This window comes from Streptomyces sp. V3I8, assembly GCF_030817535.1.
Lineage (GTDB): Bacteria > Actinomycetota > Actinomycetes > Streptomycetales > Streptomycetaceae > Streptomyces.
Genome location: NZ_JAUSZL010000002.1, coordinates 2,893,551 through 2,907,606 on the forward strand (window position 1 = coordinate 2,893,551; position 14,056 = coordinate 2,907,606).

Consider the following 14,056-nt stretch of genomic DNA (forward strand, 5'->3'; position numbering starts at 1 on the left):
CCGGGACGGTGCGGATCGTGGGTGAGCTGCAGGCCGGCTGTGGCCGGCTGCGCAGTTCCCCGCGCCCCTTCGGGCGTACCTTCGGAGCCCCCTGCCTTTAAGTGGCAGGGGGCTTTGTCGCGTTTTAGCGTGGGCCCATGATCGAGGTCGAGGGGCTCAGCAAGCGGTACGGCGAGAAGACGGCCGTGAACCGTCTGACGTTCGCCGTGCGGCCCGGGATCGTCACCGGGTTCCTGGGGCCCAACGGCGCCGGGAAGTCCACGACCATGCGGATGATGCTCGGGCTCGACCGGCCGACCGCGGGGGACGTCCGTATCGACGGGCAGCACTACGACCGCCTCGACGACCCGCTCAAGCACATCGGCGCCCTCCTCGACGCCAAGGCCGTGCACGGCGGCCGCAGCGCCTTCAACCACCTGCTGTGCCTCGCGCAGAGCAACGGCATCCCGCGCGGCCGGGTGCACGAGGTCCTCGACACCGTCGGCCTCACCGCGGTGGCGAGGAAGAAGGCCAAGGGCTTCTCGCTCGGCATGGGGCAGCGGCTCGGCATCGCCGGCGCGCTGCTCGGCGACCCGCGCATCCTGATGTTCGACGAGCCGGTCAACGGGCTCGACCCCGAGGGCATCCACTGGATCCGCAACCTGATGAAATCCCTCGCCGCCCAGGGCCGTACCGTCTTCGTCTCCTCGCACCTGATGAGCGAGATGGCGCTGACCGCCGACCACCTCGTCGTCATCGGCCAGGGCCGGCTGCTCGCCGACACGTCCATGGCCGGCTTCATCCGGGAGAACTCCCGCTCGTACGTACGCATCCGGTCGCCCCAGCGGGAGCTGCTGCTCGACGTGCTGCACCGGGCCGGGATCACGGCCGTCGAGGCGGGCGGCGAGACGCTGGAGGTGGACGGCCGGCGGCCGCAGGACATCGGTGAGCTGGCCGCGCAGCACCGGATCGTGCTGCACGAACTGAGCCCCCAGCAGGCCTCGCTGGAGGAGGCCTTCATGCGGCTCACGGCGGAGTCGGTGGAGTACCACGCGCACGCCGGCCCGTCCCTCGGCGACCCGCCGCCCACCGCCGTGCCCCCGCCCCCGCGCCGGGAGCCGTGGGGCGACGACCGGAAGAAGGGCTGACCCCATGGCCGCGACCCAGGTCCTGAGATCCGAGTGGACCAAGATCCGGTCGGTGGCGTCCACGGTGTGGACGCTGGGTCTCGCCGCCCTGGTGACCGTCGTGCTCGGCGCGCTGATCTCGCTGCTGTCCAAGAACGAGTTCGACGACATGAGCACGCAGGACCGGCTCTCCTTCGACCCCACCTACATCAGTTTCGCCGGGATGAGCCTCGGCCAGCTGGCGATGATCGTGTTCGGCGTGCTGGTGGTGTCGAACGAGTACAGCACCGGCATGATCCGCACCTCGCTCGCCGCCGTACCGCGGCGCGGCACGTTCCTCCTCGGCAAGATGGCGGTGGCGACCGGCCTCGCCTTCGTCGTGGCCCTCGTCACCAGCTTCGCCGCCTTCTTCCTCGGCCAGGCCGTGCTCGGCTCCCACAAGGCGTCGATCGGCGACCCCGGCGTGCTGCGCGCGGTCATCGGCGGCGGCCTCTACATGACCCTCATCGCCGTCTTCTCGATGGGCGTCGCCACGATGCTGCGCAGCCCGATGCTCTCCCTCGGCATCCTGATGCCGTTCTTCTTCCTGATCTCGGCCGTCCTCGGCAACGTCTCCGCCACGAAGAAGATCGGGCGGTTCCTGCCCGACCAGGCGGGCAGCAAGATCATGCAGGTGGTCGCCCCGCTCGACGACGACGTACCGTACGGGCCCTGGGGCGGCCTGGGCATCATGGCGCTGTGGGTGGTCCTCGCGGTGGCCGGCGGGTACGTGATGCTGAAGCGACGGGACGCGTAGGGCGGGATTTTTACCTGGCTTTGAAGGGAACCGTCAGCGCCCGGCTATCCTCCTAACCCTTACGGGGGGCGTGTGCCCCGATGTCCTGAACCTTTTCGATGGGTGCGGAGAATGATCGAGGCAGTCGGCCTGACGAAGCGCTACGGCGACAAGACGGCCGTGTACAACCTTTCCTTCCAGGTCAGGCCGGGCTCCGTCACCGGCTTCCTCGGCCCCAACGGGTCGGGCAAGTCGACGACCATGCGGATGATCCTGGGGCTCGACAACCCCAGCGCCGGGCAGGTGACGATCGGCGGCCACCCTTACCGCAGGCTGCCCAACGCCCCCCGCCAGGTCGGCGCGCTGCTCGACGCCAAGGCCGTGCACGGCGGCCGGCACGCCCGCAACCACCTGCTGTGCCTGGCGCAGCTGTCGGGCATCCCGGCCCGCCGGGTGGACGAGGTGCTCGGTGTCGTGGGGCTCCAGGACGTGGCGAAGAAGCGCTCCAAGGGCTTCTCGCTCGGCATGGGGCAGCGGCTCGGCATCGCGGCCGCGCTGCTCGGCGACCCGCAGGTGCTGCTGTTCGACGAACCGATCAACGGGCTCGACCCCGAGGGCATCCTCTGGGTGCGCAACCTGATGAAGTCCCTGGCCGCGGAGGGCCGGACGGTCTTCGTCTCCTCGCACCTGATGAGTGAGATGGCCGTCACCGCCGACCACCTGATCGTGATCGGCCGCGGCCAGCTGCTCGCCGACATGAGCGTGCGCGACTTCATCTCGCACAACTCCGCCGACTTCGCGCGGGTACGCACCCCCGGCACCGATCCCGCCCAGCGCGAGAAGCTGACGGCCGCCCTCACGGAGGCCGGCGGCCAGGTGATGCCGGAGCAGGACGGCGGGCTGCGTGTCACCGGTCTGCCGCTCCCCCGCATCAGCGATCTCGCGCACGACGCCGACGTACGGCTGTGGGAGCTCTCCCCGCACCAGGCCTCGCTGGAGGAGGCGTACATGCGGATGACACAGGGCTCCGTCGACTACCGCTCCACCACCGACCAGCGCGCGGGCCTCCAGCAGCAGCTGCCGCCCGGCATGGTGCCGCAGCCGCAGATGCCGGTACCGGGACAGGGCCAGCCCGGCTGGTACGCGCCGCCGTCGCCCCAGCAGGGCGGGCAGCCGTTCGCGATGCCCCAGGGGCAGCCGCCCGCGGGCCCCTACGGCGCTCCGGGCGTCCCGGGCGCCGGGGAGCCCAACCCCTACGCGCAGCCCGCCCAGCCGGCGCCCGCGCAGCCCGCGCCCGTGCAGCCGCCGGCCGCCCCCGCGCAGCCCTCCGCCGCCCCCGACCTGACCAAGCCCGAGGACGCCCGATGAGCACGCCCCAGCCGCAGACGCACCAGCAGGCCGCCCCTGCCCCGAACTGGCAGCAGGCGCCCGGGACCTCGTACACCTCGCCGATCCCGATCGTCCGCACCCATCTCGGACACGCGCTCGCCTCGGAGTGGACGAAGATCAAGTCGGTGCGCTCCACGGTGTGGACGCTCGGCGTCTTCCTGCTCCTGGTCGTGGGGATCGGCCTCCTCGTCGCCGCCAACACGAGCGACAACGACTACGGGGACGTCCCCTATACGATCCCGGCCTTCTTCGGACTGATCCTCGGGCAGATCTGCCTGATCACCCTGGGCGTGCTCGTCGTCTCGTCCGAGTACGGCACGGGCATGATCCGTACCACGTTCACGGCCTCGCCGCAGCGCCACCGGGTGCTCACCGCGAAGCTGCTGATCTTCTTCGCCGTCGCGTTCGTCGTGTCGGCCCTCGCCATCGGGTTCGTCGGCCTCATCACGTCGGGCCTGCACAGCGGGGCGTCGGACACCGCGTGGGGCGGGACCGTCCTGAAGGGCGCGCTCTACGTGTCGCTGCTCGGCGTGCTGGCGCTCGCCGTGGGGTCGATGCTGCGGCACTCCGCGGGCGCGATCACCGCGATGCTCGGCCTGGTGCTCGTCCCGGCGATCCTGCCCGCGTTCCTGATGATCTCCGACAGCATGCGCACGCTCGGCGAGAAGATGATGGACTACGCCGCCCCGAACGCGCTCGCCAAGATCTTCGAGCTCGACACGGACAACGGGACCGGCGGCCCGCAGCTCCTCCTGCTCGTCTGTGTGACGGCGGCGGCCATCGCGGGCGCCTACACGCTCCTGGAGCGGCGCGACGTGTAGCAGGAACGTGCCGTCGCCGCCCGAGGCCTCAGAACCTCGGCGCGTTCCGGGACCGCTGCACCCTCGTGGTGCGGCGGTCCTTCGCGTTCCAGCAGGCCTTGTGCCAGTGGCGGCGCTCGTCCACCCCGGAGTGCTCGGGCCAGGCCACCACGTGCGGGACGCCGGAGGGGATCTGCTGGTCGCAGCCGGGGCAGCGGTACGTCTTGCCCTGCGCGCTCGCGCCCGCCACGTGCCGTACGCTCCAGGACTCGCCCTGCCAGCTCTCCGAGGACTGCCAGCCCCCGTACCGGCCGGACGGATCCTCGTCCGCGCTCCGGCCGGAGCCATCGGCACGGGGGCGGTTGCGGCGCGGGGACACAGGACACCTCACGGAGCTGTACAGGGGGCGGGGCGGCACGGGCTGCGCCCAGCCTACGCGGAGCACCCAGGGGTGCGCGTACGTCACCAAACCCTACGGAATCCCCGCACCGACGGCCCATTCTCCAGACAATCCGCCAATCTCCACGCCAAGCCGTGTCCTTGGCACGTGTCAGGCAGTTATGCGAGGTGGGGGAGCCGCGTCGGCCCAAGGAAGCAGGAGTGCGATGCGCGTAGGAAGTTTTGTTCTGGCGGCCCAGTTTCCCGGTCAGGGACAGGGCGAGGCCCTGCACCGCGCGGTGCGGTCCGCGGAGGTCGCCGAGGAGGCCGGGCTCGATGCGGTGTGGCTGGCCGAGCACCATTTCGTGCCGTACGGGACGTGCCCGTCGGCCGTGACGCTCGCGGCGTTACTGCTCGGCCGCACCCGGCGCATCCGGGTGGGCACGGCGGTCAGTGTGCTGCCCACCGTGCACCCGGTGGCACTCGGCGAGCAGACCGCGCTGCTGCACGTGACGTCGGGCGGACGGTTCTCGCTCGGCGTGGGGCGGGGCGGGCCCTGGGTCGACCTCGAGGTCTTCGGGACGGGACTCGAGGCGTACGAGAAGGGGTTCCCGGAATCACTCGATCTGCTGGTCCGGTGGCTGCGCCGGCCGGCCGTGGCGGGCGGCTCCGAGCGCTTCGGCTTCCGCGAGGTGGCCGTCGTACCGAGGCCGTCGCAGGCCCTGACGGGCGGCGAGGGTCCCGAGGTGATCGTCGCCTGCACCTCGCCGTCGAGCGTCAGGACGGCCGCCGAGCGCGGACTGCCGATGCTGCTCGGCATGCACGTGGGGGACGAGGAGAAGGCGGAGATGGTCGCGCTGTGGCGTACGCACGCGCGCGCCTCGGGGCGCTCCCCCGACGAGATCGCGGGCGCCGGCGCCTCCCATGTGTCGGCCGGCGTCGCGCAGATCGCGGACCGGCGGACGGACGCCGTCGAGTCGCTCCAGAAGGCCATGCCGGGATGGCTCAAACAAGGGCTCGATGCGCATGTGACGGTGGACGGCCGCAAGCGCACGATGCGCGATCCGCTGGCCTACACGGAACTCCTGTGCGGACTCCACCCGGTGGGTACGCCCCAGCTGTGCGCGGACCGCCTCGCGGCGACCTCCGAACGCACGGGGATCACCCGCTTCGCCCTCCTCGTGGAAGGCTCGGGCGACCTGGACGCCACGGAGGAGAACGTCCGGCGGCTGGGGGGCGAGGTACTGCCACGCCTGCGGTGAGCGGGACCCGCGCCCCGGCCAGGGCGCGAGGACCCGGCTCCGCCGACCCGTGGTCCGGGCCCTGGGGCCCGGACCACGGGAAACCCGCCGCTCCCGTACAGAACACCTCCCGCGTACGGAGCGGCGAGCCGTGCGACGTCAACGCGTCAGCAGTCCCGGAACTCCGGCGACTGGTTCAGCAGTTGACTGCGCACCGACGTGAAGCGGGCCAGGGTGTCGTCCACCGAGCCGTCCAGCGGGAACACTGCCACCCGGTGGCAGTTCTGGAAGGCCAGCCGCACCCCGAAGTGCCGCTGCAGCGCACCTCGTATCGCGTCGCTCGCGAGGGCACGCAGCAGTTGGCCCCGCGCGTGCTCGTCCGGCGGCGGCGTCTGGTTGTCGGCGAAGTTGCCGCCGTCCACCTTCAGCTGGGCCACCAGGGAGCTGATCATCTCCCACGCGTAGGGCAGGGAGGTCCGGACGCAGTCGACGAATTCCGCTTCGTCGACCTCGCCTCGCTCGGCCTTTTCGAGTAGGGCCGGTGAGACGTCCAGCGACATGGGTTCTCCTCTCGCACCCCCTCGGCCGAGGGGGCTGACGGACAGGCAAGGGGGACCGCGACGCGACCACGCTGCGTACATGCGTCGCGACCTCCGGTTTATACGTTAGGCAACTGTTCGTGGCCGCACCAGGACATTGCGCACACGGCGAGGACCCGACGTGCACACAACCGGCCACTTCCGAACAGGGCTTATCCGGGGAAACAGGGACGACGGGCCGGGCCGCGGCCGCCGGGCCTCCCGGGCGGATCGCGCCGACCCGTGCCGGTCGAGTAGCGTTGCCGACCATGCGTCTCGTCATTGCCCGCTGCTCCGTCGACTACGCGGGCCGGCTCACCGCCCATCTCCCCTCGGCCCCTCGCCTGATCCTCGTGAAGGCGGACGGGAGTGTCTCGATCCATGCGGACGACCGGGCCTACAAGCCCCTCAACTGGATGTCGCCGCCCTGCACGCTGAAGGAGGGTTCGGGGGACGACGAAGGCGTCTGGACGGTCGTCAACAAGGCCGGTGAGAAGCTCATCATCACCATGGAGGAGGTCCTCCACGACTCCTCGCACGAGCTCGGCGTCGACCCCGGCCTGATCAAGGACGGTGTGGAGGCGCACCTGCAGGAGCTCCTCGCCGACCGCATCGAGACCCTCGGTGAGGGCTACTCGCTGATCCGCCGCGAGTACATGACGGCCATCGGCCCGGTCGACATCCTGTGCCGCGACGCGAACGGCGGGACCGTCGCCGTGGAGATCAAGCGGCGCGGTGAGATCGACGGCGTGGAGCAACTGACGCGCTACCTGGACCTGTTGAACCGCGACCCGCACCTCGCGCCGGTCCGCGGCATCTTCGCGGCCCAGGAGATCAAGCCCCAGGCGCGGGTCCTCGCCACCGACCGGGGCATCGGCTGCACGGTCCTCGACTACAACGCGCTGCGGGGCATCGAGGACGACAAGCTGCGGCTGTTCTGACCGCGGCGGGGCATACGTACGGCACGGCGGTGGGCCGGGTCCTGGGAGAGGACCCGGCCCACCGTCATGCCGTGCCGGACAGCTCAGATCACCGCGGGCGACCCGGGGGTGCCGCTGCCCGCCGAGCCGCTCGCGGAACTGCTCGTGGCGGGCGTGGACGCGGGACCGCCGGCCGAGTCGGAGGTCTCCGGGGTGGACGGCGGGGTCTCGCTGGGCTCCCCGGAGGGCTCGGACACGGTGGGCGTCGGAGTCGGCGTCGGACTGGCCGGCGGGGTCGGGCTGGCCGGCGGCTTCGGGGGTGAGGTCGACGGCTTGGGGGCCGGGGACGACGGCTTCGTCGCGGACCCGCTCGGGCTCGGCTCCTTCGACCCGCTCGGCTCGTCCGACGGCTCGCCGGCCGAGGACGGCGTCGGGTCGTCCGAGGTCCCGAGGACCCCGTCCTCGCCGGGGTCGGCCGGACGGTTCGTCGAGCCCGCGTCACCGGCGCCCTTCTTCGGCCGGTCCGCGCCGAGGTCGCTGCCGTCGTCGCCCACGCCGGCCGTCGGGTTGACGCCGACCTTCTCCGCCGGGGCGTTGTCGTCCGGGCTGGAGGTCGCGCCGAGCGTCACCACCGTGCCGAGCACGGCGGCGAGCAGGGCGCCCGCGCCGGCGGCGACCAGATTGCGCCGGCCGCCGTTGACCAGCCCCTTGACCCCGCCCGTCACGCCGGGCTTCGCCGAGGCGGCGGGTCCGGTCCGGTGGGTGATCAGTGTGGCGGACTCGCCCGGTGCCTGCAGCGAGGGAACCGCCGCGAACGCGGCCGGTACACCGCCGGGCGGTGACGCCGACTCCTCGGACCGCGCGTCGGGCACCTCCTCGCCCGTCGTCGGGCCGATGCCCGCCGACGGGGTGTCTCCCGAGCGGTCCGCGACCAGGGCGAGGGCGCGCCGGCCCGCGACGGTGCCGCGCTTGTCGGCGAGGGCGCCGCGCAGGCCGACGGATGCCTCCAGCTCGACACGGGCCCGGTCGAGCTGCCCGCCGCAGAGCGCGAGAACGCCCAGCTCGTGGTGGAAGTAGGCCTGGTCCGAGACCTGGCCGGCGAGCTTGGCCGCCTCGCTCCCCGCCCGCAGCGCGCGCTCCCAGGCGCTCCAGTGCAGTCCCGCGGCGAACGCGGGCGCGGCCGCCCGAGCCAGCCCCACCGCGGGCGCGGTCTCCTCGTCCTCGGCCGGCGCCGCCGTGAGCGGCACCAGGGCGGCCAGGGCGGCGAGCACGGCGTCCGCCTCGGCGCAGACCCGCTCCGGGGTGACGGACGGGTGCCCCGCCCACCAGGTGTAGTGCCGGGCGGCGGTGCGGGCCGTCGCCTCGGCGTCGGACGCGTACCCGGCGGCCTCCAGCTGGGTCTGCACGCCCGCGGCGAGCCGGTAGTGCGCCCCGACCGGTGTGACGAGCGCGCAGCCGGCCAGTTCCGCGAGCGCGGCGTCCGCGTGGGTGTGGCCCACGAGGGCGGGCAGGTGGGCCTGGTGCGGCACCTCGCCGTTCAGCGCGACGGCGAAGCGCAGGGTGGCGTGGGCCGACTCGCTGAGCCGGGAGGCGAGCAGCGCGGCGGGCGCGGCGCCCTCGGCGAGCGAGGGCAGCGGCACGTCGTGGCCGTGGCCGGCGTCGTGGCCGTCGTGCTCGTCCTCGGTGCCGAAGGACGCGTCCGCGGGCGCGTCCGCGCCCTGACCGGAGCGGTCGGGGCCGTCGAAGGCGTCCGGGTCCCCGAAGGCCTCCGGGTCGGTGAGCAGCTGGTCGCGCTGCCGCAGCAGGGCGCCGGCCTGCACGAAGCGCAGCGGGAGCCCCTCGGACTCGAACCAGAGGTCGCCCGCCCAGTTGGCCTCCTCCTCGGTCAGGACGCGGCCGACGGCGCGCTCCAGCAGTTCGAGGCCGCCACCGCGGCCGAGGCCGCCGAGGAAGACCTCTTCGAGGAGTGAGTCGGCGGACGGCGCGGCGGTCCGCGGCGTCGCGGAGATCAGCCAGGCGCACTCGGGGGTGGCGTCGAGCAGGTCGTCGAGCGTGCCGCCGCCGAACTCCACGTCGTCCAGGACGACGACCGCGCCGATGTCGTGGACGAGGGCGCGCAGTTCGTCCTGTTCCGGCCGGTGCCGCGGGGCGTCGTGGACGGCGGCGAAGAGGTCGTGCAGCAGGTCGTCGGCGGTACGGCGGTGGCCGCTGAGGCGGACCACGCCGTCGGGCGCGAGGTCCGCGCAGTCGTCGGCGACGGCGTCGAGCAGCGCCGTGCGGCCCGAGCCCGAGGGCCCGGTGAGCCGGACGGAGCGGCCGCGCGCGAGCAGCCGTACGAGCCGCTCACGCTCCTCCTGGCGCTCCAGGAGCGGCAGTCTGTGCTGCGGGGCCCCGGGCGGTACGGTCGGCCGGCCGGCGCGGGCCAGGTCGGCCCGCTCGGACGCGCTGAACTTCACGGGCCGCGGCGGCCGCTCGCCCGGCGGGCAGAGCTCGATCTCGCTGCCGTCGACGGGATTGACGGTGAGCAGGTGGTCGCCCGTGACGAGTCGCACGGTGCGGGCCGGCACGGGTGTGTGCAGGGCGGCCGGGTGCTGGGCGCTCTTCTGCCCCTGCCCCGGCGTGTGCGTCAACGGCTCGCGCGGCGGGCGCTGTCGTGGCGCCGAGCCGTCGTCGTGGCCGTACTCTTCGGGTCCCCGGTTCGTCGGGTCCATAGGTCCAAGCCCCCCAAAAGCGTCGTGTGCCGCGCCCCCTCCGGCCTGCCGCACACCGCGCTGTCGCTTCTGGTCCGGTGCCCACTGACGGGTCCATCAACACGCGGGCAGCCGAACCCTAAACCTTCGCACAGTATCTCCGAACACACGGGGTACCGCGCCGTCCGAGACGTCACAGCTTCGTGAGGATTGTTCGCGAGGTACGGGTTTCGCACGCCGCTTCCCATCCGGTCTTCGCCGTTTGCGGCAGTGACGCGGACCGCGTACGGCGAAGGCCCGCACCGCCTCCCGGTGTCACACCCGGGGCAGCGACTCGACCCCGATCCCGCCCTCGACGGCCAGGATCCGGTGCAGCCGGGTGGCCACCAGCAGGCGCTGCATCTGCGGCGGGACGCCGCGCAGCACAAGCCTGCGGCCGCACCGCCCCGCCCGCCGGTGGGCCCCCATGATGACACCGAGTCCGGTGGCGTCCCAGGAGTCCAGCTCTGACAGGTCGAGCACCAGGTCGCCGGCTCCGTCGTCGACGGCCGAGTGCAGGACCGTACGGGCGTCCGCCGCGCTGCGGACGTCGAGGCGGCCCCCGACGACCAGCTCGGCGTGGTCGCCCCTGATGTGCATATGCGCTCCCCGAGAGTGCGTGTTTCGTGCCCGTCGTCTTCGTCGTGCCCTGTGCCAGGACTGACTGCGGTACCGGGGCAGAAGTTGCCCTCCGTGAGCGAACCGATACCGAAGTCGACCCCAACGAGTGACGGGGTGACAGGCCGCGGACCGTCACGGAGCCGGTACGCGGATCAGTACGTGTAGAAGCCCTGCCCGCTCTTGCGCCCGATGTCACCGGCGTCGACCATCCGGCGCATCAGCTCCGGCGGGGCGAACTTCTCGTCCTGGGACTCGGTGTAGATGTTGCCGGTGGCGTGCAGCAGGATGTCGACGCCCGTGAGGTCGGCGGTGGCGAGCGGCCCCATGGCGTGGCCGAAGCCCAGCTTGCAGGCCAGGTCGATGTCCTCGGCGCTGGCCACGCCCGACTCGTACAGCTTGGCCGCCTCGACGACCAGTGCCGAGATGAGCCGGGTGGTCACGAAGCCGGCCACGTCGCGGTTGACGACGATGCAGGTCTTGCCGACCGACTCGGCGAACTCCCGGGCACGCGCGAGCGTCGCGTCGCTCGTCTTGTAGCCGCGCACGAGTTCGCACAGCTGCATCATCGGGACCGGCGAGAAGAAGTGCACGCCGACGACCCGCTCCGGACGCGCGGTGGCCGCCGCGATCTTGGTGATCGGGATGGCGGAGGTGTTGGAGGCGAGTACGGCCTCGTCCTTCACCAGTCCGTCGAGCGCCCGGAAGATCTCGTGCTTGACTTCCAGCTTCTCGAAGACGGCCTCGACGACGATGTCGGCGTCGGCGACCGCGTCCAGGTCGGTCGTCGTGGTGATCCGGCCCAGCGCCTGTCCGGCCGCGTCGGCGTCCAGCTTCCCCTTGCTCACGAACCTGTCGTACGAGGCCTTGATGCCGTCGGTGCCACGGGTCAGCGCCGCGTCGGTGACATCCCGCAGGACGACGTCCCAGCCGGCCTGTGCGGCGACCTGGGCGATACCGGAACCCATGAGTCCGGCCCCGATGACGGCGAGCTTCCCTGCCACTGTCCGACTCCCCTGCTGCTTCTTCGCGGGGCCGCGTCCCGGTGCGGCCACCGCCGCGCGACCCCGCGTCCAGCCGGAGAACCGCCGGCTGGGACGACTGGCGTTGACATCGCGAGACAGCCCCGCACGACACGCCGCAGGGTTGCCTCTCCGGCGGACCTTAGCGTCCGTGAGGTGCCGTGTGACCGGTAAGTAATGCGCGTCACGTCTCATCTGACGGACATCACACCGGGCGGCTCATTCCGCGCCCCGTACGGCGTAGTTGAGGACCTTCTCACTCAAAAGGTCCTCCATGGCGTCGAGGAGGACCAGCACCTCGCGGGAGACCTCGGCCGGAGCGCGCCCGCCGACCATCTCACGGCCGACCGTGCTCATGACCGTCTGGTGGAGCCAGCCGATCTGGCCGGCCATCAGGCCGGGTGTCGGGTCGTCCGGCGCCGCGCCCGTCTCCGCGCGCAGGGTCGCCTCCAGGTCGTCGTGGACCTCCTGCTGGAGGCTCCAGAGGCGGGAGCGGAGGGCGGGCGCGTCGTGGATGACGCGCATGAAGCGGTCGTACCCCTCCATCAGGCCGACGTGCGGCGAGACGGCCTCGACCTCCTCGCGCAGTTCGCGCAGGACGGCGGCGGCCGCCGACTCACCGGCGGGTCGGCCCCGCACCCAGCGCGAGAGCCGGTCGACGACGCCCTTGCTGCGGTCGAAGAAGAGGTCCTCCTTGGCCGGGAAGTAGTTGTAGACGGTGTTCACGGACACGTCGGCGGCGTCCGCGACGTCGACCATCGTCACGGTCACGAAGCCGTGCTCCAGGAACAGCCCCGTCGCGATGTCCGAGATGCGCTGCCTGGTCTCGCGCTTCTTCCGCTCCCTGAGCCCCTCTGCCATGGCCTCATGGTAGGCCGGACCGGGACTTTTTGGGCTCCATGCAATTTTGGTGGCATTGCAAAATTCAAGTCCCTCTGTTTTTCTTGGCGCATGCCCATCATCAGCACGGCCGGCCTGGCCCGGACCTTCCAGACCAAACGCGGGCCCGTCGAGGCGGTCCGCGGCATCGACCTCACCGTCGCGGCGGGCGAGATCCTCGGCCTCCTCGGCCCGAACGGGGCCGGCAAGACGACCACGCTCCGGATGCTCACGACCCTGCTGCCGCCCACCGGCGGCGCCGCCACCGTCGCGGGCCACGACCTGGCCACCGACCCGGCGGGCGTCCGCCGCGCGTGCGGGTACGTGGCGCAGTCGGGCGGGGTCGATCCGCAGGTCTCCGTCCGCGAGGAACTGGTCACCCAGGGGCGCCTCTACCGCCTGACGAAGCGACAGGCCGTCGAGCGCGCCGGGGAACTGGCCCGGGACCTCGGCCTGGACGGCCTCCTCGACCGGAAGACCTCGGCGCTCTCCGGCGGGCAGCGCCGCCGGCTCGACATCGCCCTCGGCCTCACCCACCGCCCCGAGGTGCTGTTCCTCGACGAACCGACCACCGGCCTCGACCCGGCGAGCCGCGCCGACCTCTGGGACCTCGTACGGCGGCTGCGCGACGCGTACGGCACCACGGTCCTGCTCACCACGCACTACCTCGACGAGGCGGACGCGCTGGCCGACCGGCTCGTGGTCGTCGACGAGGGCGTCGTGGTGGCGGAGGGCACGCCGGGCGCGCTCAAGCTCCGGTACGGAGGGTCGATCGACGCGACGCTCCAGGACACCTTCCTCGCGATCACCGGCCGTGCCGCCGCACCGGCCGGCCCCCTTCCCGCGACCCTGCAGGGGGCTTGAGAGACATGCTGCTCCACGACACCGCGCTGATCTTCGGGCGCTACCTCCGCCAGACCCTGCGTTCCCGGTTCGCGATGCTCTTCGGCGTCCTGATGCCGATGCTGTACCTGCTGTTCTTCGGCCCCCTGCTCACCGATCTGCCGCTGGGCGGCGGCGGGAGTTCCTGGCAGGTCCTGGTCCCCGGACTGCTGCTGCAGCTCGGCCTGTTCGGCGCCGCGTTCGCCGGTTTCATGATCATCGTCGAGAAGAACCACGGGGTCGTGGAGCGGATGCGCGTCACCCCGGTCAGCCGGCTGGCGCTCCTGCTGGGCCGGGTGCTGCGCGACACCGCGGTCCTCGTCCTCCAGGCGGTCCTGCTGGTCCTGGCCGCCGTGGTGATGGGCCTGCGCGCACCCGTCGCCGGCATCCTGATCGGCTTCGCGTTCGTCGCGCTGCTGACCGTCTCACTGGCCTCGCTGTCGTACGCGCTGGCCATGCGGACCGCCGCGCCCCACGCGTTCGGCCCGACGGTCAACGCCGTGGCCATGCCGTCCATGCTGCTGTCCGGCCTCATGCTGCCCATGTCGCTGGCGCCCGGCTGGCTGGACGCCCTCTCGCACGTCATGCCGCTGCGCTATCTGGTGGACGCGATGCGGGACGCGTACGTCGGCTCGTACGCCACCGCCTCCATGGGGTACGGGGTCCTGGTGGCCGTCGGCTTCGCCGGGCTCGCCGTGACGGTGGGCACACGCGTGTTCCGCACGGCCGGGGCATAACT

General features: G+C 72.2%; 14 protein-coding genes. 8 read left to right on the forward strand and 6 right to left on the reverse strand.

The annotated features are described in order from the left end of the window. Positions 1-137: 137 nt before the first annotated feature. The 4 genes from QFZ75_RS12550 to QFZ75_RS12565 all read left to right on the forward strand — a co-directional run bounded on the left by QFZ75_RS12550 (position 138) and on the right by QFZ75_RS12565 (position 4,091). Entirely contained in the window at positions 138-1,127 is a 990-nt protein-coding gene (locus QFZ75_RS12550; RefSeq protein WP_307536489.1) for an ABC transporter ATP-binding protein, read from the forward strand. A gap of 4 nt (positions 1,128-1,131) precedes the next feature. Continuing rightward, positions 1,132-1,902: an ABC transporter permease gene (locus tag QFZ75_RS12555; protein WP_307536491.1), complete on the forward strand. Its 771-nt coding sequence runs from the start codon at positions 1,132-1,134 to the stop codon at positions 1,900-1,902. Positions 1,903-2,013: 111 nt separating this feature from the next. Further along, positions 2,014-3,249 carry an ABC transporter ATP-binding protein gene (locus QFZ75_RS12560; RefSeq protein ID WP_307536492.1) on the forward strand — a complete coding sequence of 412 codons (1,236 nt, stop codon included), beginning with the start codon at positions 2,014-2,016 and terminating at the stop codon, positions 3,247-3,249. Beyond that, a complete protein-coding gene (locus QFZ75_RS12565) occupies positions 3,246-4,091 on the forward strand; it encodes an ABC transporter permease subunit (RefSeq protein WP_307536494.1) in 846 nt (281 codons plus the stop codon). The genes QFZ75_RS12560 and QFZ75_RS12565 overlap by 4 nt, the downstream gene beginning before the upstream one ends. Positions 4,092-4,119: 28 nt before the next feature. On the opposite strand, the gene QFZ75_RS12570 is transcribed toward QFZ75_RS12565, so the two are convergent. Beyond that, complete coding sequence (locus QFZ75_RS12570) at positions 4,120-4,449, reverse strand: ATP/GTP-binding protein (RefSeq protein ID WP_307536496.1); 330 nt, start codon at positions 4,447-4,449, stop codon at positions 4,120-4,122. A 226-nt stretch (positions 4,450-4,675) separates the two neighbouring features. Between QFZ75_RS12570 and QFZ75_RS12575 the strand changes: the two genes are divergently transcribed. Further along, positions 4,676-5,710 (forward strand): LLM class flavin-dependent oxidoreductase, encoded by a 1,035-nt coding sequence (locus QFZ75_RS12575; protein ID WP_307536498.1) that lies wholly within the window; start codon positions 4,676-4,678, stop codon positions 5,708-5,710. A 146-nt stretch (positions 5,711-5,856) separates the two neighbouring features. On the opposite strand, the gene QFZ75_RS12580 is transcribed toward QFZ75_RS12575, so the two are convergent. Beyond that, entirely contained in the window at positions 5,857-6,249 is a 393-nt protein-coding gene (locus tag QFZ75_RS12580; protein WP_307536500.1) for an SCO5389 family protein, read from the reverse strand. 287 nt (positions 6,250-6,536) lie between these two features. Here QFZ75_RS12580 and nucS point away from each other — a divergent pair, with 287 nt between their 5' ends. Continuing rightward, positions 6,537-7,208, forward strand: coding sequence for an endonuclease NucS (nucS, locus tag QFZ75_RS12585; protein ID WP_307536502.1), 672 nt, complete (start codon positions 6,537-6,539; stop codon positions 7,206-7,208). A gap of 83 nt (positions 7,209-7,291) precedes the next feature. On the opposite strand, the gene QFZ75_RS12590 is transcribed toward nucS, so the two are convergent. The 4 genes from QFZ75_RS12590 to QFZ75_RS12605 form a co-directional block, all read right to left on the reverse strand. Beyond that, positions 7,292-9,898 carry an ATP-binding protein gene (locus tag QFZ75_RS12590; protein ID WP_307536504.1) on the reverse strand — a complete coding sequence of 869 codons (2,607 nt, stop codon included), beginning with the start codon at positions 9,896-9,898 and terminating at the stop codon, positions 7,292-7,294. A 294-nt stretch (positions 9,899-10,192) separates the two neighbouring features. Next, positions 10,193-10,516 carry an STAS domain-containing protein gene (locus QFZ75_RS12595; protein ID WP_307536506.1) on the reverse strand — a complete coding sequence of 108 codons (324 nt, stop codon included), beginning with the start codon at positions 10,514-10,516 and terminating at the stop codon, positions 10,193-10,195. A gap of 173 nt (positions 10,517-10,689) precedes the next feature. Further along, positions 10,690-11,538 carry a 3-hydroxyacyl-CoA dehydrogenase family protein gene (locus QFZ75_RS12600; protein WP_307536509.1) on the reverse strand — a complete coding sequence of 283 codons (849 nt, stop codon included), beginning with the start codon at positions 11,536-11,538 and terminating at the stop codon, positions 10,690-10,692. Positions 11,539-11,775: 237 nt separating this feature from the next. Continuing rightward, the gene (locus QFZ75_RS12605) at positions 11,776-12,417 is read right to left on the reverse strand and encodes a TetR/AcrR family transcriptional regulator (RefSeq protein WP_307536511.1); all 642 of its coding nucleotides are present in this window, start codon (positions 12,415-12,417) and stop codon (positions 11,776-11,778) included. 90 nt (positions 12,418-12,507) lie between these two features. Between QFZ75_RS12605 and QFZ75_RS12610 the strand changes: the two genes are divergently transcribed. Both QFZ75_RS12610 and QFZ75_RS12615 read left to right on the forward strand, forming a co-directional pair. Beyond that, complete coding sequence (locus QFZ75_RS12610; RefSeq protein WP_307536512.1) at positions 12,508-13,299, forward strand: ABC transporter ATP-binding protein; 792 nt, start codon at positions 12,508-12,510, stop codon at positions 13,297-13,299. 5 nt (positions 13,300-13,304) lie between these two features. After that, complete coding sequence (locus QFZ75_RS12615) at positions 13,305-14,054, forward strand: ABC transporter permease (protein WP_307536514.1); 750 nt, start codon at positions 13,305-13,307, stop codon at positions 14,052-14,054. Positions 14,055-14,056 lie beyond the last annotated feature (2 nt).